The 23,058-nt window shown below is 72.6% G+C and carries 25 protein-coding genes and 1 pseudogene; 9 read left to right on the top strand and 17 right to left on the bottom strand.

All coding sequences use genetic code 11. The features are described from left to right. Positions 1-180: 180 nt before the first annotated feature. The 5 genes and pseudogenes from Drose_RS11055 to Drose_RS11040 form a co-directional block, all read right to left on the bottom strand. On the bottom strand, positions 181-375 hold the full coding sequence (locus Drose_RS11055) for a hypothetical protein (RefSeq protein WP_260728072.1): 195 nt from the start codon (positions 373-375) through the stop codon (positions 181-183). A 110-nt stretch (positions 376-485) separates the two neighbouring features. Beyond that, entirely contained in the window at positions 486-707 is a 222-nt protein-coding gene (locus Drose_RS11050) for an ATP-binding protein (RefSeq protein ID WP_260728071.1), read from the bottom strand. 124 nt (positions 708-831) lie between these two features. Further along, a pseudogene (locus Drose_RS39010) lies at positions 832-924 on the bottom strand (hypothetical protein); the annotation flags it as partial. 64 nt (positions 925-988) lie between these two features. Continuing rightward, entirely contained in the window at positions 989-2,092 is a 1,104-nt protein-coding gene (locus Drose_RS11045) for an amidase family protein (protein WP_260728070.1), read from the bottom strand. A gap of 147 nt (positions 2,093-2,239) precedes the next feature. Then, positions 2,240-3,103, bottom strand: coding sequence for a GDSL-type esterase/lipase family protein (locus tag Drose_RS11040; RefSeq protein WP_260728069.1), 864 nt, complete (start codon positions 3,101-3,103; stop codon positions 2,240-2,242). A gap of 147 nt (positions 3,104-3,250) precedes the next feature. Here Drose_RS11040 and Drose_RS11035 point away from each other — a divergent pair, with 147 nt between their 5' ends. Both Drose_RS11035 and Drose_RS11030 read left to right on the top strand, forming a co-directional pair. Then, entirely contained in the window at positions 3,251-3,637 is a 387-nt protein-coding gene (locus tag Drose_RS11035; protein WP_260728068.1) for an LLM class flavin-dependent oxidoreductase, read from the top strand. Positions 3,638-3,757: 120 nt separating this feature from the next. Next, complete coding sequence (locus Drose_RS11030) at positions 3,758-4,267, top strand: GNAT family N-acetyltransferase (protein WP_260728067.1); 510 nt, start codon at positions 3,758-3,760, stop codon at positions 4,265-4,267. Here the strand turns inward: Drose_RS11030 and Drose_RS11025 are convergent. The 4 genes from Drose_RS11025 to Drose_RS11010 form a co-directional block, all read right to left on the bottom strand. Next, the gene (locus Drose_RS11025; protein ID WP_260728066.1) at positions 4,240-4,851 is read right to left on the bottom strand and encodes a gluconokinase; all 612 of its coding nucleotides are present in this window, start codon (positions 4,849-4,851) and stop codon (positions 4,240-4,242) included. The genes Drose_RS11030 and Drose_RS11025 overlap by 28 nt on opposite strands. Positions 4,852-5,062: 211 nt before the next feature. Beyond that, positions 5,063-5,842 (bottom strand): SDR family NAD(P)-dependent oxidoreductase, encoded by a 780-nt coding sequence (locus Drose_RS11020; protein WP_260728065.1) that lies wholly within the window; start codon positions 5,840-5,842, stop codon positions 5,063-5,065. An 85-nt stretch (positions 5,843-5,927) separates the two neighbouring features. Further along, positions 5,928-6,302 carry a hypothetical protein gene (locus Drose_RS11015; RefSeq protein WP_260728064.1) on the bottom strand — a complete coding sequence of 125 codons (375 nt, stop codon included), beginning with the start codon at positions 6,300-6,302 and terminating at the stop codon, positions 5,928-5,930. Between the two features lie 361 nt (positions 6,303-6,663). Then, positions 6,664-6,999, bottom strand: coding sequence for a DUF952 domain-containing protein (locus tag Drose_RS11010; protein WP_260728063.1), 336 nt, complete (start codon positions 6,997-6,999; stop codon positions 6,664-6,666). 162 nt (positions 7,000-7,161) lie between these two features. On the opposite strand from Drose_RS11010, the gene Drose_RS11005 reads away from it, so the two are divergent. After that, positions 7,162-7,584, top strand: a complete 423-nt coding sequence (locus Drose_RS11005) for a hypothetical protein (protein WP_260728062.1) — start codon at positions 7,162-7,164, stop codon at positions 7,582-7,584. Positions 7,585-7,587: 3 nt separating this feature from the next. Here Drose_RS11005 and Drose_RS11000 read toward each other — a convergent pair whose 3' ends face one another. Further along, positions 7,588-7,845: a hypothetical protein gene (locus tag Drose_RS11000; RefSeq protein ID WP_260728061.1), complete on the bottom strand. Its 258-nt coding sequence runs from the start codon at positions 7,843-7,845 to the stop codon at positions 7,588-7,590. A gap of 4 nt (positions 7,846-7,849) precedes the next feature. After that, positions 7,850-9,619, bottom strand: a complete 1,770-nt coding sequence (locus Drose_RS10995) for a thiamine pyrophosphate-dependent enzyme (RefSeq protein ID WP_260728060.1) — start codon at positions 9,617-9,619, stop codon at positions 7,850-7,852. Positions 9,620-9,684: 65 nt separating this feature from the next. Here Drose_RS10995 and Drose_RS10990 point away from each other — a divergent pair, with 65 nt between their 5' ends. Further along, complete coding sequence (locus Drose_RS10990) at positions 9,685-10,863, top strand: hypothetical protein (RefSeq protein ID WP_260728059.1); 1,179 nt, start codon at positions 9,685-9,687, stop codon at positions 10,861-10,863. 291 nt (positions 10,864-11,154) lie between these two features. Here Drose_RS10990 and Drose_RS10985 read toward each other — a convergent pair whose 3' ends face one another. Beyond that, positions 11,155-12,285 (bottom strand): FKBP-type peptidyl-prolyl cis-trans isomerase, encoded by a 1,131-nt coding sequence (locus Drose_RS10985; protein WP_260728058.1) that lies wholly within the window; start codon positions 12,283-12,285, stop codon positions 11,155-11,157. A gap of 126 nt (positions 12,286-12,411) precedes the next feature. On the opposite strand from Drose_RS10985, the gene aceB reads away from it, so the two are divergent. The 4 genes from aceB to Drose_RS10965 are packed head-to-tail and all read left to right on the top strand — an operon-like array spanning position 12,412 to position 18,075. Next, the gene (gene aceB / locus Drose_RS10980; protein ID WP_260728057.1) at positions 12,412-14,151 is read left to right on the top strand and encodes a malate synthase A; all 1,740 of its coding nucleotides are present in this window, start codon (positions 12,412-12,414) and stop codon (positions 14,149-14,151) included. A gap of 10 nt (positions 14,152-14,161) precedes the next feature. Then, entirely contained in the window at positions 14,162-15,619 is a 1,458-nt protein-coding gene (locus Drose_RS10975; protein ID WP_260728056.1) for an FAD-linked oxidase C-terminal domain-containing protein, read from the top strand. Positions 15,620-15,622: 3 nt separating this feature from the next. Continuing rightward, entirely contained in the window at positions 15,623-16,813 is a 1,191-nt protein-coding gene (locus Drose_RS10970) for an FAD-binding oxidoreductase (protein ID WP_260728055.1), read from the top strand. After that, on the top strand, positions 16,813-18,075 hold the full coding sequence (locus Drose_RS10965) for a (Fe-S)-binding protein (protein WP_260728054.1): 1,263 nt from the start codon (positions 16,813-16,815) through the stop codon (positions 18,073-18,075). Before Drose_RS10970 ends, Drose_RS10965 begins: the two co-directional genes overlap by 1 nt. A 676-nt stretch (positions 18,076-18,751) precedes the next feature. On the opposite strand, the gene Drose_RS10960 is transcribed toward Drose_RS10965, so the two are convergent. The 5 genes from Drose_RS10960 to Drose_RS10940 all read right to left on the bottom strand — a co-directional run bounded on the left by Drose_RS10960 (position 18,752) and on the right by Drose_RS10940 (position 22,457). Beyond that, positions 18,752-19,228 carry a TM2 domain-containing protein gene (locus Drose_RS10960; RefSeq protein WP_260728053.1) on the bottom strand — a complete coding sequence of 159 codons (477 nt, stop codon included), beginning with the start codon at positions 19,226-19,228 and terminating at the stop codon, positions 18,752-18,754. A 499-nt stretch (positions 19,229-19,727) separates the two neighbouring features. Continuing rightward, entirely contained in the window at positions 19,728-20,303 is a 576-nt protein-coding gene (locus Drose_RS10955; protein ID WP_260728052.1) for an HdeD family acid-resistance protein, read from the bottom strand. Between the two features lie 46 nt (positions 20,304-20,349). Next, entirely contained in the window at positions 20,350-20,631 is a 282-nt protein-coding gene (locus Drose_RS10950) for a chaperone modulator CbpM (protein WP_260728051.1), read from the bottom strand. Further along, positions 20,628-21,572 (bottom strand): DnaJ C-terminal domain-containing protein, encoded by a 945-nt coding sequence (locus Drose_RS10945; protein WP_260728050.1) that lies wholly within the window; start codon positions 21,570-21,572, stop codon positions 20,628-20,630. The genes Drose_RS10950 and Drose_RS10945 overlap by 4 nt, the downstream gene beginning before the upstream one ends. Before the next feature lie 123 nt (positions 21,573-21,695). Beyond that, positions 21,696-22,457, bottom strand: coding sequence for an Hsp20/alpha crystallin family protein (locus tag Drose_RS10940; protein WP_260728049.1), 762 nt, complete (start codon positions 22,455-22,457; stop codon positions 21,696-21,698). A gap of 189 nt (positions 22,458-22,646) precedes the next feature. Between Drose_RS10940 and Drose_RS10935 the strand changes: the two genes are divergently transcribed. Next, on the top strand, positions 22,647-23,042 hold the full coding sequence (locus Drose_RS10935; RefSeq protein WP_260728048.1) for a DUF2267 domain-containing protein: 396 nt from the start codon (positions 22,647-22,649) through the stop codon (positions 23,040-23,042). Positions 23,043-23,058: the final 16 nt, after the last annotated feature.

Raw genomic sequence — 23,058 nt, 5'->3', positions numbered from 1 at the left:
GCACGTCGACCGGGTTGAATCCCAGCTCCTTGGCGTAGCTGTTCACACCGGCGAGCCGTCGCTCGCGGTTCATCGCGGAGTTCGCCACCACCGCCGAGCCGGCAAGCGTGTCGTCGTCGAGCAGAAGCACCGCATCATGATCGCAGTTCACCTCTGCCCTGCCAACGACGAGTTCAGTGGTTACCGGCGGCCGCCGCGGTCGTCGCCCAGGTCGTGCCCCGGGCCGTCGTCCGCGCCGTGGCCGCCGTGGCCGTCAGCCGAGGGCGACGCCGCCGGAGTGTCCGATGTGGACGCCTGAACGGCGGGGTTGTCGTCGCGGCGGCCGGGACTGCTCGCCGCGATCGCCGTTCCGCCGATGACCAGGCCCGCGACCACCGTCGCGCCGACGATGACGATCTTGCGTATCTGCCGTACACCTCCATGGTCTTTCGTGCTCCTGACCTGAACGGTGCCCGGCCGTGCGCTAGGGAAGTCCTGCCGGAAGCCTAAGCATCGGTTAACACGACCGTGGCGCGAGTGCGGCCCGCGGGCGAGCGGTCCACGGTCAACGATCCGCCGGCGGATTCGGCGGTACGGCGTGCGATGTCGGGCCCGAGCCCGGTCGAACCGGCGCCGGAGACCCCGCGCTTCCCCGCGGCGGGGTCGAAGCCGGCTCCGTCGTCCTCGACGACCAGCACCGCGCCGTCCGGGGTCCGCCGCAGCGCCACGCCGAGGCCGACGCCCTCCTCGGTGTGCGCGAAGACAGATCGGCGACGGTCTCCCGCTCCTGCCGCAGCAAGTCGCGGTCCGGGCGGCGAGGTGGTTGAGCGCGGCGGCCACGGCCCGCACCTCGGGCGGCCCGGCTCTGGTCGGCGCGCGCCGGTCGAGGTCGCCCCGGGCCAGGTCGCTGAGCCGGCCCGATCCTGCTGCGGCCGAGCGCGGCACGGGCTGACGTGACCGGTCACGACCGGCGCCTTCGACCCGGCTGCGCGGGCGGTCACCGAGACGGTCAGGCGACCATCTTGAGCAGGGCCTTGTCGAAGCCGGGCGGCGCGACCACCGCGATCCCGGCCGGTGGGGTGACGCCGGTCGGGACGGAGACGCTCGGCAGCCCGTACGCACTGGCGGGCACCGCGCAGCGCAGCGTCTCCCGGCGCCACGCGTCCCGGTCGGCCAGGCTGCTCTCACGCGGGTGACCGGGCCCGCCGGCCGGCAGCACCAGCCAGGTGTCGTCACCGAGCAGCTCCAGCAGCTCGGCCCGCCAGACGGCGAGCTGTGCCCGCGCCGCCGCCTCGGTCGCGGCGTCGACGGTGGCGCCGAAGCGGAACCGCCCCTCGACGTCGGCGCCCAGCGCCCGCGGGTGCGCCGCGATCCACTTGCCGTGCGCCCGCCACGCCTCGGCGGCCTGGACCTGCCGGAAGGCCAGCAGCAACGGGTCGGGATCGTCCCAGGTGGACAGGGTCACCGGCCGCACCGGGACGCCCCATCGCCCGGCGGCGTCGGCCGTGCCGCCCAGAGCGAGCAGGCGGCGGGGCGGCGTGCGCGGCCCGTCCGGCAGGAGCACCTCACCGACCAGCGCGAGCGTCGCCGCGTCGCGTGTGATCCAGCCGACCGTGTCGAACGACGGCGCCAGCGGGAGCACACCCTCGGTGGGGACGGCGCCGTGGGTGGGGCGCAGACCATAGAGGCCGCAGCAGGAGGCGGGCACCCGGATCGAGCCACCGGTGTCGGTGCCCAGGCCGATGTCGGCGTGGCCGGTCGCGACCGACGACGCGGGCCCGCTCGACGAGCCGCCGGTGACCCGGTCGGGCGCGGCCGGATTGGGCGGGGCGCCGTAATGGGTGTTGCTGCCCGACAGGGAGTACGCCAACTCGTCGGTGTGCACGATGCCCTGCACCGAGGCGCCGGCGGCCCGCAGCCGGGCGACGGCGGGTGCGTCCTCGGCGGCCGGCAGTGCCTCGGCGAGCCAGGCCGGGTTGCCGCCGCCGACGGCGAAGCCGGTGACGGCGAACATGTCCTTGACCGCGACCCGCAGGCCGTCGAGCGGGCCCCGGCCGGTAGCCGGGGCGAGCGGCATGCCCTTGATCCGCCACACCGTGGCGTCGGCGCTCACGCCGCCGCGCCCGGCACCCGGCGGCGCGGCGCCCGCTCGGGAAAGATCGACAACACCGAATCACCTACCCGTTCGGTCCCGCATGCTCAGCAGTCCCGGTGATGAGGGTAGCCCTACCGGGCGGCGAGATTCCCGGCTCGCCCCGGGCTACCACACCGGCTCCCCCGGCCACGTCGCCGTCGCGAGGGCGTTCTGACCGGCGGCGTTGGGGTGGAAGAAGTCCTGGGCGGCGACCATGTCGAGGGTGAACGCCACCCGGTGCGCGGCGCCGCCGTCGTCGCGGCACCGCGGGCCGTACGCCTTGCAGGCGGCGGCGAGCTGGGTGTTGTACGCGTCGACGCGGTCGGCGAACGCCTGCCGCCGGGCGACGTCGGCCGGCGCCGTGGAGGTGGCCTCGGCCAGCAGCGCCGGGCAGACGCCGAACGACCACGCCTTCACCGCGACGGGGCTGGTGTGCCCGACGTCCCACAGGCGCCGGATGTCGGGGATGCCGACGACCAGCACCCGGGCCTGCGGCGCGCCCTGCTCGAGGACGGCCAGGGCCTGGTCGACCTGCCGGCGGAAGGTTTCCACGGGGGTCATGTCCTCGAGCCGCGGACGGCAGGCGTCGTTGGCGCCGATGAGGATCGTGACGTACTGCGGCTTGCGCTGGACGGCGGCGGACGCCTGCCCGGCGAGCGCGTCGGCGCGGGCATTGCCGGCGGCGAGGTTGTACGCACGGCCTTTGAGGCCGGGGTTGGTCCGGACCAGGCGGCGGTAGTGGCTGTCGACGCGGGTGCCGTCGCCGGTCGACCAGGAGTTGCGTGGACACGGCACCGGCGCGAGGCACGAGGCGAACCCGCTGGTGACGGAGTCTCCGAGCGCGGCCATGGCGAGGATGCCGCCGCCGCTCCCGGTCCGGTCGGGCCCGCCACTGGACGGCGGCCGGACGGCGCCTCCTTCACAGGCGATCGTGAGCACGGCGAGTCCGGCGAGCAGCCCCACCCACCAGCGCTCCCGCCATCCAGGCACACAACGCATCCACACAGTGACGATCGGTAAATTGTATGCCCCCGGCGCGCGGGGGAATACCGGCGGCCCCGCCGTTGTTGACCTTGCATTGCGAGTGAGCTTCCGCTGTCCGTCCTCGACCTCGCGCCCGTCTCCGCGCACGCCCCGGTGGGCGAGGCCCTGCACAACGCCGCCAGCGCGATCGCGGCGGAGACCGACGAGGAGGCCGAGTTCCTCGCCGGGCCGGGCGAGCTGTCGTTCCTGCGGCTGCGGTCCGGACGACCGGAGGCGCTGGCGACGCCGGAGGAGGCGGCCGCCTACCCGTTCTCGCCCCGCGAGCGCGAGTTCGCCCGGGAGCGGCGCGTCGGTCAGGCCCTGGGCTCCCCGGAGACGGTGCGCCGCCAGTTGACCGAGTTGCTGGAGCAGACACGCGCCGACGAGCTGATGCTGACCACGATGGTGTACGACCTGGAGGCGCGGGCCCGCTCGTTCGAGCTGATCCGCCGGGAGGTCGCCCCGCACCTGCGGAAGGCCGGCCTCACGACGGCCGGCTGAACCGGTGGGTCAGCTCCACGGCGGGGCGTCACGCGCTTACCGGCGGTTGGTCGGATGGCGATCGCCGCGATCATCAGCGAAGATGGCGGGCGATCTTGTCCGGCTAGCGAGGTGGGGCGTGTGACGAAGACCTGGGTACGGCTGCGGCCGGTCGTCGAGAGCGACCTGGCGATGTTCCGGCGGTTCGTCACCGAGCCGGGGCTCGCTGGCGCGGCTTGGACCGGCTACCACGACCCGTCCGGACCGGCACGGCGCTTCGCGCTGGACGGCTACCTCGGCCCCGACGACGGCCGCCTCATGGTCGAGGCCGACGAGACCGCGGCCGGGTTCGTGAGCTGGGACGCGACCGGGTCCGGCCTGTCGAGGTACTGGAACATCGGCATCGTCCTGCTGCCCGAGTGGCGCGGGCGCGGGGTGGGCTGGCGTGCCCAGACGCTGCTCTGCGACCACCTGTTCGCCACCAGTCCGGCGCCCCGGATCGAGGCGCGGACCCAGCCGGAGAACATCGCCGAGCAGAAGGCCCTCGAGAAGGTCGGCTTCCTCAGCGAAGGCATCCTGAGGTCGGCCGAGTTCCGCGACGGCACCTGGCGCGACGTCCTCGTCTACGGCAAGCTGCGCGGCGATCGGTGATCCCGGGCTGAACGCCGGATCCTCCCCCGTGCCGGGCGCCGCCACAGCCGCTCGACGTCCGGGTGCTCCTTGAAGATCGCGTCCACGACCTCGTCGGGCGGCGGCTCGACCGACACCTCGGTCACGTCCTCGTCCGGCCGGGGCAACTCCAGGTCGGCGAACTGGCTGTCGAGCATCTCCACGCGCATGAAATGGCCGTGCCGAGCGGCGAGGCGGCGCACGATCAGCTCACGGGTCCCTTCGAGGAGCACCAGGCGCACCTGCGGACGGCCGCCGCGGAGCCGGTCGCGGTAGACCCGCCGGAGCCCCGAGCACGAGACGACCCCGGGCTCGCCGAGAGCGGCGCGCTCGTCGACCCATCGCGCGATCGCGGCGAGCCACGGCCGGCGGTCCTCGTCGGTGAGCGGCGTGCCGGCGGCCATCTTGTCCACGTTGGACCTCGGGTGGAACTCGTCGCCGTCCGCGTAGCGCCAGCCCAGCCGCCGCGCGAGGAGCGAGCCGACGGTGGTCTTCCCGGTACCGGCGACGCCCATGACGATGAAGACCGGCGGTGGCCCCGAGGCCGGCTGCGGCGCGTCTGCCATGCGCTGACGGTACCCGGGCGACCGGCGGGGCACACATCCGAGTGATGCCCGCCAATGGAACGAGCCGCAGCCCACCCGACACGGCGCCCCGCTCCGTCGACCGGTCCCACCTTTGCCGATCTTGCAGTTGTGGTGCCGAGACACTCCCTGAATGCCCGGCTTGTCAGGCACCACAACTGCAAGATCGATGCGCAACACGCCGGGGACCGCGCTAGGCAGCGGCCGCGTTCTTGTCCGCCAGCGGTACCAGCGGCGGGAAGTGGCGCTGGACGATGCCCTTCGCCACCATCGACGGATCGCCGATGTCGCCGACCTGGTGCCGCTCGACCAGCCGCGCGTGGCCCGGCAGTCCGGCACCGAGATCGCGCAGCGTCCGCTGCATCTGCGTCTCGATCGCACCGGGATCGATGATCTCCACCTCGCACGGCGCGCCGGCCGCCTCGCCCACGCAACGCATGAACGCCTCGGCGCCCGCCTTCGTCGCGCAGTAGGTCGCCCAGCCCGGGTACGCCCGGTGGGCCGCCGCCGACGCGACGTACATGATCCGCAGCCGTGCCCGGCCGGTTCGGAACGTGGCCAGGAACAGGTTGGTGAGCAGGATCGGGACGACGAGGTTGAGGTTGACCGCCGCGAGCACCGCCGCCGGCGGCAGGTCACCGGCGAGCGCGATCGGCTCGACCGTCGCGGCGTTGTGCAACAGCACGACCTCGTCGTCCGGCCCGGCCTCACCGACGAACGCGGCGAGCTCGGCGCCGGACGGCAGGCCGCCGCCGGCGAGACCGAGCCCGTCCGGGGCCGGGACGCCCGACCCGGTGTCGCCCAGGTCGCCCGCCCGCAGCCACACCGACGCCGGCCGTTGTGCCGCCAGGAGCTCCTGCTCGGCCGTGAACGTGCGCGCCAGGCCGTACACCCTGGCACCATCTGCCTGCAGCGCTTGGAACAGGGCCGCGCCGAGCCCTCGGGACGCGCCGGTCAGGACGACCGAGCGCACGCAGGAACCGTCCGCGGATGCGGACATTGACATCACTCCAACCGTGTCGAGCTGCTCAACAACAACGACGGGATGGGTGAGCGATCTACGTACGCCAGACCTGCAGCTCGGCACGTGCGGGGGTGGGCGCCGGGCGCACGTCCGCGGGCCGTTGGTCGAGGAGGGAGGCCGGCAGGATCGGTGTCGTGTGGGAGGCGAGGTGCGCGTCGGCGTGACCCGCGACCTTCTGGGTCTCGACCTGCTCGCCCTCGGTGTGCAGCAGCAACGGATGCTGCCCGCCGGGGCCGCCGGGCCGTTCGCCGGCCCACGAGGTGTGGTGGCCGGGCCGGCCGAGCAACTGATGGACGGCGCCCGAGTGCGTGGACGAGGCGCCGATCGTGGCGCCGAACAACAGGGCCGTCACCAGGACGAGGACGCTGACGAACCGGCCGCGCCGGTACGCCCGCTCGAGTGCGTCCAAACTCGTGCCCTCTCCCCTTGTGAAATGCCCACGGTCATCATGGCCCAACAGATCGCGATGCGGACTGTCGCGAATTTGCCAGCCTCTGTGTCATGCGATGCATTCATGCCGTGCCCGACCGCCTTTGGTGTGCGGCAGGGTCACCCGAGTGGTTTCAGCGGTCGATGAAATGGATCTGCCCCTGGTATCCGACCCCGGGGGATCGGATCCAAAATGCGGCGGAACTGCGCACATCGGCCGCCGAAATCAATGGCAATCCGGTGGGCTTGCTCACATATGAGTTAGGCGCGCCCGGGTCGGAAATCGGCATGGCCGGCACCGGCGCGTCCGCTGACGGCTGCCGATCCTCGCTGCCGATTCGTCAGGTGCGCGGCACCACGTCGTCGACCGACTCGGTGCCGGCGACGCGGTGCACGGCGACGACCGCGACCCGGGGCAGCGGCGCGTAGAGGTGCGGGTAGGGGCCGCCGTTGGCGGAGACCTCCCAGCGCAGCCACGCGCCGAGCAACTGCGCGTCGACCGCGGCGACGACGAGGTCGGGCGCGTCGGCGAAGAACCGCCGGGCGGTGCCGGCGATCTGGTCGCGCGAGGACAGGTGGACGTAGCCGTCGCGCAGGTCCAGCGGCGAGCCGTCGAAGCGCCCGGCGGCCTCGAACTGCGCCCACTCGGCGGGCAGCAGGATCTTGTAGATCAGCACGCGCTCACTGTGTCACGGGTGAGGCCGCCGTTCACCCTCGGCGGGTGAGCGGCGGACGTCGCCAACTCACCCGAATGCCACCTACCGTGCACGTCCGGCCCGAGAAGTGCACGACCGGTGCGGGAACCCGGACGTTCGGATGAGTGGAGTAGACCCGGCTCGATGAGAACCAAGGCATGGCAGTGTGTGGCCGGAGCGGCGCTCGCGATCGGGACACTCAGCGCCGCCCAGGCGGCCTACGATCGCACGCCGGCGGACCGCAGGCCGTCACTGGTCGACCGGGCCAGTGTCATCGCCGGGCAGCGGCCCGACGGTGACCAGAACGGCGTCGACCAGAACGGCGTCGACCAGAACGGCGTCGACCAGGGCGGGTTGACCGCGAAGGACGGGCCCGACCCGGGTGGCGACGGGACGATGGACCTGCTCGCCGCGTCCGGCCTGCTCGCGTTCGGCGGCGTCGTCCTGGTCGGCGGCGTGGTCGGCCTCGGCGGGCTGCGCATCCCCGGCGGGGTCGCGATGACCGTCGGCCGCGCCCGGCTCTGGATCCGCACGATGCGCTCCTCCGGCGCCCACCGCGCCAGGTAGGGGTCATTCGAACAGTGAACCCCGTCCGCCGCCCTCACGGCGCCGGGCCCGACGGCGCAACTCCACCACGACCATGTCGACCAGCGCCGTCGCCGCCAGCGCCAACAACACGATCGCCAGCCAGGCAATCCCGGCCGTCCAGGCCAGCACGGCGAGAACCGTGCTGGTGACGAAGCCGAACACCGCCAGCAGCAACCGGAGGTTGAGCGCGCTGTATGGGCGCCCGATCGTTCCCCGGGCGTTGCGCGGCTGCGAACGCATGGTGTCAGCCCTTCAGTTGGGTGATGCGGTCTTTGAGGATCGTGGTCGCGATGCTCGCCCGGTGCGGCTGGCCGCGCAGGAACGCCTCGGCGAACTTGACCGCCTGCTGGTAGGTCACCTTCGCCGGCATCGGCGGCTCGTCGGCGTCGACGACGACGTCGACGAGCGCCGGACCCTCGAACGCCAGCGCCTCGCGCAGCTTGCCGGGCAGTTCCCGGGGGTCGGTAACGTGCGCGCCGTAGCCGCCGCACCCGCGGGCCCAGGCCGCGTAGTCCGGTGCCGGGTCGCCGAAACGCACGCCGTACTCCGGGAGGCCGAGCACCATCTGCTCCCAGATGATCATCCCGAGCGCGTTGTTGTTGTTGATGACGACCTTCACCGGCAGCCCGTACCGCGCGGCGGTGTGAAACTCGGCCATCAGCATGGCGAAGCCGCCGTCGCCGACGTACGCGACGCACTGCCGCCCCGGGTACTCATGCTGCAGGGCGATGGCGTAGGGCAATCCGGGTGCCATCGTGGCGAGCGTGCCGGACAGGTAGAACTCGCGCCGGCCGGTCACCTGCCAGTGCCGCGCCGCCCACGTGGCGACGGTGCCGGAGTCGCAGCAGAGGACGGCGTCGGCGGCGGCGGCCCGGTCCAGCTCCCGCACCAGGTACTGCGGCGCGATCGGATCCCGCTCCGGATCCTCCAGCGCGGCCATCTTCTCCCGCCAGTCGCGCATCTTCTCCTGGTACTTGCGCAGATGACGGCGGTCCTCGCGGCGCTTCAGGCGGGGCAGGAGCGATTCCAGCGTGGCGCTCGCGTCACCGACCAGCGGCACGTCGGTGGGGATTCGGGTGCCGACCCGCGCGGGTTCGGCGTCGATCTGGATCACGCGGGCCTTGCCCGGTTCCGGCAGGAACTTCGTGTACGGGAAGTTCGTCCCCACCATGAGCAGGGTGTCGCACTCGTCCATCAGCTCCTCGCTGGGCGCGGTGCCGAGCAGCCCGAGCCCGCCGACGGTGAACGGCGAATCGTCGGGCACCGACATCTTGCCCGGCAGCGACTTGACGATCGGCGCGCCGAGCACGTCGGCGGTCAGTTCGACCAGCGCACCCGCGTGCCGGGCGCCGACCCCGGCCAGGATCGCGACGCGCTTACCCGCGTTGAGCAGGTCGGCGGCGGCTTGGAGGTCGTCGTCGGCGGGACGGACCGGCGGGTGCACCCACACCGGTGCCGTCGCCGGCTCGCGGATCGGGCCGACCTCCTCGAACGGGTTGTCCCCCGCCCGCGCGACCTGCACGTCGTTGGGGATCGTCAGGTGCGCGACGCCCCGGCGGGCGAGCGCGGTACGCACGGCGATGTCGACGAGCGCCGGCACCTGCGCGGGGTTCACGATCGGCTCGTCGTAGTCTGCGACGTCCTGGAACAGCCGGTCGAGGTGGACCTCCTGCTGGTAGGCGGTGCCCAGGACACTCGACTCCTGCATGCCGGTGAGCGCGAGGACCGGCGCGTGGTCGAGTTTGGCGTCGTAGAGGCCGTTGGCCAGATGAATGCCGCCGGGACCGGACGTGGCCAGGCACACCCCGAGCCGGCCGGTCGCCTTGGCATGGGCGGTGGCCATGAACGCGGCCGCCTCCTCGTGGTGCACCAGGACGAACCGCACCCGGTCGGCGTTGCGGCGCAGGCCCTCCATCAGGCCGTTGATGCCGTCGCCGGGCAGCCCGAACACGGTGTCGACGCCCCAGTCGGCCAGCCGGGCGATGATCGCCTCACCCACGGTCTGCTTCGTCATACCCTCGGCTTTGCCGGAGACGACGGGTCCAAACCTCAAGTGGCGATCCGGTACCGTGCAGCCACATGGGGCTGCTGGACAAGGTGTTCGGGTCGCCGCGCGAGCGGTTCGCCCGCCAGGTGCTGACCGCCGTCCGGGACGCCGGCGTGGCGGAGGCGCGCTACCTGCCCGAACAGTTCGCGATCCAGTTGCGCCGCGACTCGAAGACGGCGGCGCCGTCGCTGGCCTACCTCGGCAACCTCTTCCGCGAGTGCGACGGCGCGGGCCGGACCGAGCGGCGGCAGCGCATCGCGGCGTTCCTCGCGGCGGTGGTGTTCAACCCGGGGGCACCCGACACGTGGGAGGCGGTCGCGCCCCTGCTGCGCCCGCTGCTGCGGTCGGTGTCGTTCGGCCTCGGCGTGCCCGGCGGCGCCCCGCGCCCGGTGCGCCGGCCCGCGCTGCCGTACCTCGCCGAGTTCGTCGTCGTCGACCAGCCGACCTCGATCATGTACGTCACGCCGGTCCAGTTGGCGACGTGGGGCGTGACCGAGCGGGTCGTCTACGACCGGGCCCGGGCCAATCTCACCGAGCACGCCGAGCGGACCGCACGCCCGGACGGCGACCGGGTGTCGATCGAGCGCATGGTCGAGTCCGGCGACGCGTACTGGGCGTCGCATCTGCTGGTCGACGGCTGGCTGGCGGCGCAGGGCCGGCACGTCGGCGGCCGGCCGGTCGTCTTCGTCCCGGACACCACCGGCGTGGTGCTGGCCGCGGACCACGACGGCATCGACAAGCTCTTCGGGATCATCGAGGAGGAGTACCGCGAGGCCGCCCGCCCGATCTCCACCATGGGCTACACCGTCGACGGGACCGGTGCGGTCGTGCCCTACTCGGTGCCGGTCGACCACCCGCTCTTCCCCGCCGTACACCGGGCGGAGGTGCTGCTCGCCTCGAACGAGTACGCGGCACAGGCGGCCCACCTGGAGACCGACGCGTTCGTCGCGAAGCTCATGGTCGCCGAGGGCCGGGGCCGGATATTCTCGGTCGCCGGCTGGGCCGAAGGGGTCGACACGCTGCTGCCCCGGGCCGACTACGTGTCGTTCCCGTCCGGCGGCGCGGACCCGTTCCTCGTAGCCTGGGACGACGTCGCGCGCGAGGTCGACCTCGAACCGGAGCCGGACCTGGCACCGGAGCGTTACCGCCTGCGATCCTGGCCTCACCCGGGTGTGGTGGAGCGGCTGCGCCGCCGCGCCACCGACCTCTGACGATCACGGCCCGACCGGGCTTCCATGATCATGGAACCGGGCGGAACGGCGGCGGATCGCGCCGCAACGCGCGCCGGCCGGGCACACCTCGGCGGCGACACCCCCGAGCCCCGCGCCCGAATTGTCGTCCTTATCCAGGCGGGCAGGGGGTTACCAGGCTGAGCTTCGCGGCCTTGCATGATCATGGGAAAGATCTGGCTGCCCCGATAGCCGCATCTTTCCCATGATCATGAGACGCCGGTCCTGGAGCGGCGCGCCGAGTCCGCGATGGGCTGCTGTGGCTGCGGTGCGCTAGTTGCCAAGGCCCCCGGGAAGGCCGCCGGTGCTGTTGGCGTCCTTCGCATCGAGGATGTCGACAATGAAGCGCAGCGTGCCGGCCGGTGCGCCCTGCGGCGGGGTCTCGCCGTAGGCGAGCTTCGGCGGAATGTCCAGTTGCACCCGGCTGCCCACCTTGACGCCGACCAGGCCCTCGTCCCAGCCCTCGATGACCCGCGGCTGCTGGCCCTGCTGCTTCAGGCCGACCTCCGTGTCGAACGTCTGCTTCTTCGACCACGACGAGTCGAACATCTTGCCGTCCTTGAACGTCACGCCGACGTAGTTGACGGTGACGGTCTGGCCCGGCTTGACGGTCTTGCAGGGGCCCTCGATGAGGACCTTCTTCTCGAGCACCTTGGGCTCCTGACCGGTACCGGCCTCGACGGTCGGCTCGGTCGCCAGCCGCTTGTCGAAGCCGCCGAGCAGCGGCGGGTACTCGGTCTGCGCCTGCGGCTTGCACTGGACCCGCTTCTCCTCGGCGCGGTCGCCGAAGTACCAGACGCCGGCGAACGCGCCGCCGACCGCCAGCAGGACGATCAGCGTGCCGGCGAAGGCCTGCCCCACGCGCCTGCGCTTGGCGGCCTTGGCCGCGGCGACCCGCGCGGCGGCGCGCTTCTCGGCCTTGGTCAGCGGTGCGGGCGCCTTGTTCCGGGCCGTTTTGGCGTCCTTGCCCTTGTCCTTGGCGTCCTTGGCCACGCCGTCGTTGCCGCCTTCGGCCTCGTCGACGGCATCCTCGTCGGCGGCGTCGTCCTCGGCGGTCACATCTGCCGCATCGGCCGCGTCGACCGGGTCCGGGTCGCCCTCCGCGAGCGCGCCGCCCTGCGGTGCGGCCTCACCCTTCGTGGTGGCGCGAGCCTTCCCGGCCGCACCGCCCTTCGCCACACCGCCCTTCGCCGCGACCTCGCCCGTCGCCGCAGCGCTGTCCGAAGTGTCGCTTTCGGCACCGGCCGCACCGGCCGTCACGCCGCCGGCCGGCGCCTCGGTCGCCGCCCCGTCGGCCGCGTCGGCCGCCGTGGTCTCCTCCGGCGTCGATGTCGCGGGCGCCGCCTTGGGCCGGGTGGCCTTGGTCGGCCTCGCGGTGCGGCGGCTCCTGCCCCGATCGCTCACAGTTCGACGACTCCCCTGCTGGACGGCCACGAATTTGACAGACCTGAGTTTGCCTCGGCAGAGCTTCCCATACCACACGCTCTGTGGCACGCCCCGGGTCCCTCGAGATTGGCCTAAGGTCGGCATATGGGCAACGCTACGGGCGTCGAGATTACCGGACCGCTCACCGACCGTTTCGCCGAGATCCTCACCGAGGAAGCTCTGAGTTTCCTGGCAGACCTGCACCGCGCCTTCGACAGGCGACGGCTGGAGCTGCTCGACGCGCGCAAGGAGCGGGAGGCCGCCCTCGCCGCCGGCGGCACGCTGGGCTTCCTGCCGGAGACCCGCGAGATCCGCGAGGGCGACTGGCGGGTGGCCGAGCCGGCGCCGGGCCTGGTCGACCGGCGGGTCGAGATCACCGGGCCAACCGACGCGAAGATGACGATCAACGCCCTCAACTCCGGCGCGAAGGTCTGGCTCGCCGACCACGAGGACGCCAACACGCCGCTGTGGGACAACGTCGTGCGCGGCCAGCTCAACCTACGCGACGCGATCGCCGGCACCCTCTCGTACACCTCGCCGGAGGGAAAGTCGTATGAGCTGACCGACGGCCCGCGGCCGACGATCGTCGTGCGGCCCCGCGGCTGGCACCTGCCGGAGAAGCACATCCTCGTCGACGGGCGGCCGACCTCCGGCTCGCTGGTCGACTTCGGCCTGTACTTCTTCCACAACCACCTCGCCACCCGGCCCTACTTCTACCTGCCGAAGATGGAGTCGCACCTCGAGGCCCGGCTGTGGAACGACGTCTTCACGTTCGCCGAGGAGCGCTTCGGCCGACCGCTCGGCACGATCCGCGCGACGGTACTCATCGAGACGTTCCCGGCGGCGTTCGAGATGGATGAGATCCTCTACGAGCTGCGGGAGCACTCCGCGGGGCTCAACGCCGGCCGCTGGGACTACATGTTCAGCGTCATCAAGAAGTCCAGACTTCTCGACGGAGCCCGCCGCGCGGACTTCCTCCTGCCGGACCGCAACTCGGTGACGATGACGGTGCCGTTCATGCGCGCCTACACGGAACTGCTCGTGCACACCTGCCACAAGCGCGGCGCGCACGCGATCGGCGGCATGGCGGCGTTCATCCCCAGCCGCCGCGACCCGGAGGTCAACCGGATCGCGCTGGAGAAGGTGTCCGCCGACAAGACGCGCGAGGCGAACGACGGCTTCGACGGATCCTGGGTGGCACACCCCGACCTGGTGCCCGTCTGCCGGGAGATCTTCGACGGTGTACTGGCCGATCGCCCCCACCAGCTCGACCGCGTCCGCGACGACGTGCGGGTGAGCGCCGCGGACCTGCTGGCGGTCGGGGAGACGCCGGGTGCGCGGACCGAGGCCGGGCTGCGCAACGCCGTGAGCGTCGGCGTGCGGTACCTCGAGGCGTGGCTCAACGGCACCGGCGCCGTCGCGATCGACAACCTGATGGAGGACGCGGCCACGGCGGAGATCTCCCGCTCGCAGGTCTGGCAGTGGCTGCACAACGGCGTGACGCTCGCCGACACCGGCGAGCCGGTGACCCGCGAGATGGTCGAGCGGATCGCCGACGAGGAACTCGCGAAGCTCGACGGCGACCACAGTCTCGCCCCAGGCCGGTCGACGCCTGCGGCGCGTGACCTGTCTGCCGCCCCGGGCCGGTCGACGCCTGCGGCGCGTGACCTGTCTGCTACCCCGGGCCGGTCGACGCCTGCGGCGCGTGACCTGTCTGCTACCCCGGGCCGGTCGACGCCTGCGGCGCGTGACCTGTCTGCTGCCCGTGTCCTGTTCATGGAGGTGGCCGTGGCGGATGAATTCGTGGACTTCCTGACCTTGCCGGCGTACGAAAGGATGGCATGAGGACGGGAGCATGAGCATCGACGCGCTGGCGGCGACGCTGCGGGAGACACTCCGGCCGGACCAGGTGCTGACCGACCGTCAGCAGTTGCGCACGTATGAGTGCGACGGGCTCGCGCACTACCGCGTCATCCCCGGCGTCGTCGTGTTTCCCCGTACGGCCGACGAATGCGCGGCCGTCGTGCGGGCCTGCGCAGCCACGGGTGTGCCCTTCGTGGCCCGCGGTTCGGGCACCGGACTGTCCGGCGGTGCGCTGCCGCACGCCGACGGCGCGCTCATCGTCACCTCCCAGCTACGGTCGATCATCGAGGTCGCGCCGGAAGACGAGCGGGCCGTCGTCGAGCCCGGGGTGATCAACCTCCAGGTCAGCCGGGCCGCCAACCCGCACGGCTACTACTATGCGCCCGACCCGTCGAGCCAGCAGATCTGCTCGATCGGCGGCAACGTCGCGGAGAACTCCGGCGGGGCGCACTGCCTGAAGTACGGCTTCACCACCAACCACGTCACCGGTGTCCAGATCGTCACGCCCGACGGCGACCTGGTCCGGCTCGGCGGCCGGGCGCCGGACGTCCCCGGATACGACCTGCTCGGCGCGTTCGTCGGCTCCGAAGGCACCCTCGGCATCGCGACGGAGGTGACGGTACGCCTCGTGCGCCTGCCGGAGACCGTCCGCACGCTGCTCGCGGCGTTCCCGGGCACCGACCAGGCGGGTGCCGCCACGTCGGCGATCATCGCGGCGGGGGTCGTGCCCGCCGCCGTGGAGATGATGGACGCCCTCGCGATCGAGGCGGCCGAGGCCGCGGTGCGCTGCGGCTACCCCGGAGGCGCCGGCGCGGTGCTCATCGTCGAGCTCGACGGCCCCCAGGCCGAGGTGGAGGCGCAGTTCGCGGCGGTGGAGGACTTCTGCCGGCAGCACGGCGCCTTCGAGATCCGCATCGCGGCCGACGACGCCGAGCGGGCCCTGTTCTGGAAAGGGCGCAAGTCGGCGTTCGCGGCCGTCGGGCGGATCAGCCCGGACTACATCGTGCAGGACGGGGTCATCCCGCGGACCGCGCTGCCGCAGGTGCTGACCCGCATCGGTGAGATCGCCGCCGAGCACGGCATCCGGGTCGCCAACGTGTTCCACGCCGGTGACGGCAACCTGCACCCGCTCGTGCTGTTCGACGAGACGGTGACGGGCCAGGCCGAGCGCGCCGAGGCCGTGTCCGGCGCGATTCTCGACATCTGCGTCCAGCACGGCGGCTCGATCACCGGCGAGCACGGCGTCGGCATCGACAAGGCGAAGCACCTCCCGCGCATGTACTCCGAGGACGACCTCGACACGATGCAGTTGGTGCGGTGCGCGTTCGACCCGCGGGGCCTGGCCAACCCGGGCAAGGTGTTCCCGACCCCGCGGCTGTGCGGCGAGGTCCCCGGCAGACGCAAGGGGGCCCATCCGCTCCAGGAAGCCGGCGTCGCGGAGGTGTTCTAGAAGATGTCAGCGGAGATCGCGGGGGTGTCCGCCGCCGCCGTCGCGACCCCCTCGTCGACCGCCGAGGTGGCCGACGTGGTCAAGGGTGCCGCGGAGGACGGCCTGGCGCTGGTCGTCCGGGGCGGCGGCACCCGGCAGGACTGGGCGCTGCCGCCGCAGCGGCTCGACCTGATCCTGGAGACCGCCGGGCTGTGCGGCCTGGTCGAACACGCGGCCGGTGACCTTGTCGCGGTGGTCCGGGCCGGCACCCCGCTGCGCCAGGTGCAGGACGCGCTGCGCCCGGCCGGCCAGCAGTTGGCCCTCGACGAGCCACTGCCCGGGTCCACGATCGGCGGCACGGTCGCCGTCAACGCGTCCGGCCCCCGGCGCATGCTGTACGGCACCGTCCGTGACCTGCTCATCGGCGTCACCGTGGTCCGCGCCGACGGCGTCGTCGCCCGGGCCGGCGGCAAGGTCGTGAAGAACGTCGCCGGGTACGACCTGGGCAAGCTCGTCGCCGGGTCGTACGGCACCCTCGGCGTGATCACCGAGTGCGCGTTCCGGCTGCATCCGCTCCCCGCCGCGAGCCGCTTCGTCTCGGTCTGCGTCGAAGGCCCGGACGAGGCCGGGCGGGCCGTGTCAGCGGTCCTCGGCGCCCAGGTCGTGCCGAGTGCCCTGGAGATCGACTCGGTCCGGTCCGGCGCCGCGCCGCTCACGGTGACCGCGCTGGTCGAGGGGGTGCCCGCCGGGGTCGCCCAGCGCGCCGCCGACCTCCAGAAGCTGCTCGGCGACGGCGCCACCGCGTCCGACGACCCGCCGCCGGGCTGGGGCGAGCACCCGTGGGAGCCGGGCGACGTCGGCATGAAGCTCACGTCGGCGCTGTCCCGGGTGCCGTACCTGCTGACGGCCGCCGGCGTCACCGCCCGGCTGCACGATGTGCCGCTGCGGATGCGCGGCTCGGCGGGCACCGGAGTCCTCTACGCCGGCCTCCCCGGCGACACCGACCCGGGTGTCGTCGCGGGTGTGGTCAGCGACCTGCGGGCGGCGACCCGCGCCGGCGCCGGCCACTGTGTCGTGCTGACCGCCCCGCCGGCGATCCGGGCCCGCGTCGACATCTGGGGCCACGTCGACGGCCTCGACCTGATGCGCCGGGTCAAGGAGCAGTTCGACCCGGCGGGCACTCTCGCACCCGGCCGGTTCGTGGGAGGCATCTGATGTCCGCCGAGGAACGGCCCCGGTCCGAGCTGATCAGCGACTGCGTCCACTGTGGATTCTGCCTGCCGACCTGCCCGACGTACGTGCTGTGGGGCGAGGAGATGGACTCCCCGCGCGGCCGGATCCAGCTCATGCTCCAGGAGTCCCAGGGCGAGCCGCTGACGGCGACCATGGCCGGCCACTTCGACGCGTGCCTGGGCTGCATGGCGTGCGTGACGGCCTGCCCCTCCGGCGTGCGGTACGACACGCTGATCGAGCAGACCCGCGTCCAGGTCGAGGAGGCCCGGCACCGCGGCCCGGCGGAGCGGGCGCTGCGGGGTGCGGTGTTCGCCCTGTTCCCCTACCCGCGGCGGCTCCGGGCCGCCAAGGTGCCGCTCAGGGCGTACCAGCGGCTGGGTCTGCCCTTGCGACGCTACCTGCCGAGGACCCTGGCGACGCTGACCGACCTGGCCCCGCCGGTGCGCCGGGCGGTTCCGCTGCCCCCGCTGGTCCGAGCGGTCGGCCCGCGCCGTGCGGTGGTCGGGATGCTGACCGGGTGCGTGCAGGACGCGTTCTTCCCGTCGGTGAACGCCGCCACCGCCCGGGTGCTGGCCGCCGAGGGCTGCGACGTGGTCGTGCCGCCGGACCAGGGCTGCTGCGGCGCCCTGAGCGTCCACAATGGACGACACGACGAGGCGGTACGGTTCGCGCGGTCGGTCATCGACACGTTCGCCACGGCCGGCGTGGACGCGCTGGTGGTGAACGCGGCAGGCTGCGGTTCGTCGCTGAAGGAGATCGGGACGCTGCTGGCGGGCGATCCGGCATACTCGGCGCGGGCGGCGGACCTGGCGTCGCGGGTACGCGACCTCTCCGAGATCCTCACCGACCTGGGCCCGGTAGCCCCTCGCCACCCACTACCGTTGACGGTGGCCTATCACGACGCCTGCCATCTTGCCCACGCCCAGGGCGTGCGAGCCCAGCCGCGGACCTTGCTGCGCGCCGTCCCCGACCTGCGGTTGCGCGAGATCCCCGACGGCGAGATATGTTGCGGGTCGGCGGGGGTGTGGAACATCCTGAACGCGGAACCGGCCGCGGAGCTGGCCGACCGCAAGGCGCACAACGTCCTGACCACCGGCGCCGAGGTGCTGGTGACCGCCAACCCCGGCTGCCTGATGCAGATCTCCGCAGGCGTGACCCGAGCGGGCGGCAAGATCCGCCTGGCCCACACAGCCCAGGTCCTGGACGCGTCGATCCGCGGCATCCGCCTCCCCCGCTACCCCTGAGCCACCACGGCCCGCCTGCCACGACTTCTCTCTCCACACCGCCACGCCCGGCCAGGTCGGGCCGGCCAGGTCGGGCCAGCCAGGTCGAGCCAGCCAGGTCGAGCCAGACGCTGGATGGACGCCAGGTCGAGCCGGTTCGTGGAGCTGCGGGCACGGACAGTCATGATCCAGAAGCTTCAGGTCGCCCCGACGCAAGGCCGCGAAGTAAGCCGTGCGGCCATCCGTACACCCTGATGTTGCGCAACGGATAGTGACGCACAGTCGCGTGGGTGGTGTCAGGTCGCTCGTCGTCGCCACTGGACCCGGGACGGCGCGTTCCGGGCCGGGCAACTCCATGATCATGGGAAAGATCCGGCTATCGGGGCAGCCACATCTTTCCCATGATCATGGACCCGGGCGGAACGGCGGCTGAACGGCGGCGGCCGGCGCATCCCGGCGGCAACACCTCCGAGCCACGCGCCCGAATTGTCGGTCCGGGCCAAGACTCGTGGACTGTCCGGGGTGTGGGCTTCCGGCGGCCCCGCGATCGGACGGCAACGTTGCCCCGACCGGCGGGCCGGTGGAGCACGTCCACCTGGGCCGCGTGGTCGGGCACAGGCTCTTCGGCCCGCCGGAGATGCTGCCGCACCGCCGACGGGGCCGCTGAACGCGAGGACCGGCGAGGACCGGCGACGGATCAGTTGGGGCGGAGCGGGCGGCCCTCGCCGTCGACCGGGCGGCCGGCGAGCATCATGATGCCGTCGATGACGAACCAGAGCCACAGGCCGCCGGAGACGAGAAACGGGATGAACAGGAAGAAGCCGCACACGAAGGCGACCCAGCCGACGACCACGCTGAGGACCAACTGGGTCACGCCGAGCGCGATGTTGCCAGCGTAGAGCCGGCCGATGCCGCCCAGGAGGAAGAACAGACTCGGCAGCAACTGGAGGAGGCCGGCGACGAGCTTGTTCTTGTCCGAATACGGCTGGCCGGTCACCGGGTCGTACGCCGGTGCGCCCACCGCGACGGGCACGCCGTAGGCCGGCTGCGCGTAGGCGGCCTGCCCATACGGGTCGTAGCCGCCCGAGGTCGGCACGCCGGAGACCGGGACCTGGTAGGCCGGCGAATACGGTACGCCCGAGCCCGGCGGGGCCGACGAGGGCGGCGCCGACATTGGAGGCTGGGTCGACGGTAACGCGGGTTGCCCGTATTGCGGTTGCGCATATGGCGACGGCTGTCCATACGGCGACGGCTGCTCGTACGGACTTGGCTGGCCATACGGATTCGATGAGTATGGCTCAGATCCATACGGTGGCTGCGTCATGTCCAGCAGGCTACCGCCCCGGTCCGACACTTTCTGCCCCCGGTATGGCCAGTCTCGGCCATCCGTGTGACGTCGATGACGTTGAGCGCGGCCGGGCCGGTGCGACCGGATGAAGGTCATGGAATTCGACGGCCGCCGGCCGGTGCGCACCACGATCCGACGGCTCGCGACCGGCAAGTGCCGCATCGCCCTGGCGACCGTCTCACCGCCGTCGCAACGAGGGCCGACCACCCCGAACGGGAGGACCGGACGGGGCGGCAGTCCCAGACCTGGTCCGTCGCCCCGCCGGCTGGCGCATCGTCCACGCCCACGTCTCCCACGAGACCGGGGTGCCCCGAGCCGCGCTTTCTCAGTGCGCGGCGGCCATCCGGCCACGGCCGGAGCCCTGGTGGGATAGCTGGTAGGCGGCCACCAGGAGCAGGATACCGCTGATGATGGCGTAGACGCCGATCGCCCACGCGATGGCCAGCGCGCCGGCCGTGGGGCGCACCATGATGAACAGGCCGGCGACGATGGCGATCGCGCCGATGAGGGCCAGCGACCAGCCCCCGTGCTGGCGGGTCGCCAGCCACAGGTCGGACAGGCCGATCAGTACCGCCCAGACACCGACCAGGATGGCCAGCGCCACCGCGGTGATGCCCGGCCACACGATCGCCATGATCCCGACGACGATGCCCACGACCCCGGCGACCGCCCGGGCGATCCGCGGCCCCTTGCCGTCGGCGAAGCCGGTCACCGGGTTCGACGGGCCGGTCGCGGGGCGCATCGCGTGCACCAACTGCTCGACGCCGGTGACGATCGCGAAGACGCCGAACAGCAGGGCCAGCGCGATGACCGTGACCCCGGGCCACACCACCGCGAGGATGCCGAACACGATGGCGAGCACCCCGCGGATACCCAGCAACCACGCTTCTCTTCTCAGCATCACGTCCTCCTTGCCGGATGAGAAAGTCAGAACGCCGAAGGACCGCTCACGACCGCCGCAGGCGGTCCTCCAGCTCGTCGATGCGGTCGAGCAGGTCGAGCACCACGCCCACGGCGGCGTAGTTGAGGGGGAGCCCGGCGTGGAGGCGCCGGACGCGGGCCACGGTCGTCAACTGGGTCACCGTGAACCACTGCTCACCGTGCACGTCCACGGCGGGCTCCACCAGGCCGAGCGCGACCAGCCGGTGCACCATCTCCGGGTGCAGGCCGGCCATCTCGGCGAAACGTTCAAGGGAGAGGTACGGCAGCGGCGCGAGCGCATAGGTCATGGCGCACCCCGTCCCGCCTCGCGTGGGTCGAAGGTCGACTCGGCGGCCAGTTCCTCGAAGAGCTGCCGCTCCCGCCGGGACAGGCTGCCCGGCACCACGATCCGTACCTCGGCGAACAGGTCGCCGGGGGTGCCTCGCGGGTTCGGCACGCCTTGCCCGCGCAGCCGCAGCCTCCTCCCGGACGACGACCCGGTCGGTACCTCCAGGCGGACGTCGCCGCCCGGCGTACCGACCGGAACCACCGCGCCAAGAGCCGCCTCCCACGGGCTCACCGGCAGATCCACCATCACGTCACGCCCTTCCACCTTGTACCGCGGGTGCGGCGCCAGGTGCACCACCAGGTACAGATCGCCGGGGCGGCCGCCCCGCGCCCCGGCCGCACCCTGCCCGGCCAGCCGAATCCGCTGGCCTTCGACGACGCCGGCCGGGATGTCCACGCCGTACTGCCGTGGCCGCCCGGCCGGGCCCGGCATCGTGATCCGGCGCCGACCGCCGAGGTACGCGTCCTCGACGCTGATCGTCAGTTCCGCCTGGGTGTCCGCGCCCGGCACCGGCGTGGAGCCGAGCCCGCCGCTCTGGTAGCCGCGGAAGCCGCCCCCGAACCGCCCGCCGAACAGGCTGCCGAGCAGATCCTCCAGATCGATGTCCACTGTGGACCTGGGCGGCGGTGCCTGCCGCCGCCCGGTGCCGCGTGAGCCGGCGTCGTCGGGCGCCTGCCGCCACCCGGCGCCGAACCGGTCGTACTTGCGGCGGCTGCGCGGGTTCGACAGGACGTGGTACGCCTCGCTGATCTCCTTGAACCGCTCCTCGGCACCCGGCTCCCGGTTGACGTCGGGGTGGTGGCGACGGGCCAGGGTCCGGTATGCGCGCTGGATCTCCTCGGCGTTCGCGTCGCGGCGGACACCGAGGACTGCGTAGTAGTCACGGATCTCAACCGGCATCTGCGACCTCCCGCCGCACGTGTCCGACACCGTCCGTGTCCGGGCACCGGCAGTCACCCGGCGGTCGTGCACACAGTCGAGCACCGAAGTCACGTGCCCGTGTGCGCCCGGCAGATGGCGGCCTCACGCCATGGAGCTGCGGCCGACCTGCCCGGTACCGCTGCTGCCGGTGCCGCTGGAGCCGATCTGCCATCCCGCGGAGCCGGGCCGGGACTGGCCCTCTTTCATCTGCTTCGCCTGCGCCGCCGGGGTGCTCGCCCCACCGGGAGCACCGGAGCCGGAGCCGCCCAGCCCACCCGCCTGACCACCCGCCTGACCACCTGCCTGACCACCTGCCTGACCACCTGCCTGACCGCCCGCTTGCCCACCTGCCTGACCGCCCGCTTGCCCGCCCGGCTGGCTGCTCGGCTGCACCGGGGAGCCGGCGGGCCGGGCCGACGGATCGCCGCTGATCGTCTTGCGCTGGTGCACCTCGATCCGCCGCGCCAGGGCCTCATGGACCTTCGGCGCCCGGATCGACAGCACGCCGTTGTCCAGCTCGGCGTCGACCCCGTCCGGGTCCACGTCGCCGGGCAGCGCGATGAGGAACTCGAACTCGCCGGTGCGGCGCGCGTGGTGGCGCAGCGTCCCGGTGCGGGGCTTCTCGGCGTGCTTGCCGAAGACCCGGATCTCGTTGTCCCGCAGCTCGATCCGCAGGTCGTCGGCTCGCACGTTCGGCAGGTCCAGGTCGATCAGGAACGCGTCCTCGGTCTCCTCGATGTCGACCGGGACCTGACCGGTGCCCGAGATGCCGAGTCCCGCGCCGAACCCGGTGCCGTACCCGGGGGTGGTCAGGGACGGGAACACGCCGAGCGGGCGGCGGGGGCGGCTGACCAAGAGTGTCATCGTGCGTCTCCCAACGGTGGGGCAGCGATGGAGCCGCGGAACGATCGGTGTACGCAGCCATGCTGGAAGGAGTGCGGGTGACACGGTGCCACCCGGACCGGATGACCGGCGGCCGGGCCGGGCCGGGCGGTGCCGCCCGTCCTGCGCGAGTGATGGCCGCTCACCTACGCGCCCGGCAGCGTTCGCGGCATGTACGAAGACGTGTTCATCGCGGAGGTACGCGAGAAGACCGGACTCCCTGGCGCCGAAGACGCCCGCCGCGCGGTGCGCGGAGTGCTGCACGCCCTGGCGAACCGGCTGCCGGACGGCTGGGTGCACCACCTGGCCGCGGAGCTGCCGCCGACGCTGGCCGAGCCGCTCTGGTCCTATCAGCACCTGTACGACCAGGAGGTCCACCTGGACTTCCGGGCTGACGTGGCCGCGCGGGCGAAGGTGTCGCCGGCCGACGCCGAGCGCGTCGCCCGGGCGGTGTTCGCCACCGTGGCGAGCGTCTGCGACCCGGCCCTCCTGCGGCGGATCTACCAGCCGCTGCCGAGCGACGTCGTGACCCTCACCGAGTCGGACTCGTCGCTGCTGCCGGTGTGAGCCGCACCGGCATCGA

It is taken from the genome of Dactylosporangium roseum (assembly GCF_025264685.1).
In the GTDB taxonomy this organism is placed as follows: domain Bacteria; phylum Actinomycetota; class Actinomycetes; order Mycobacteriales; family Micromonosporaceae; genus Dactylosporangium; species Dactylosporangium roseum.
Note: the sequence above shows the minus strand (reverse complement) of the source record. Positions and strands in the feature narration are given on the sequence as shown.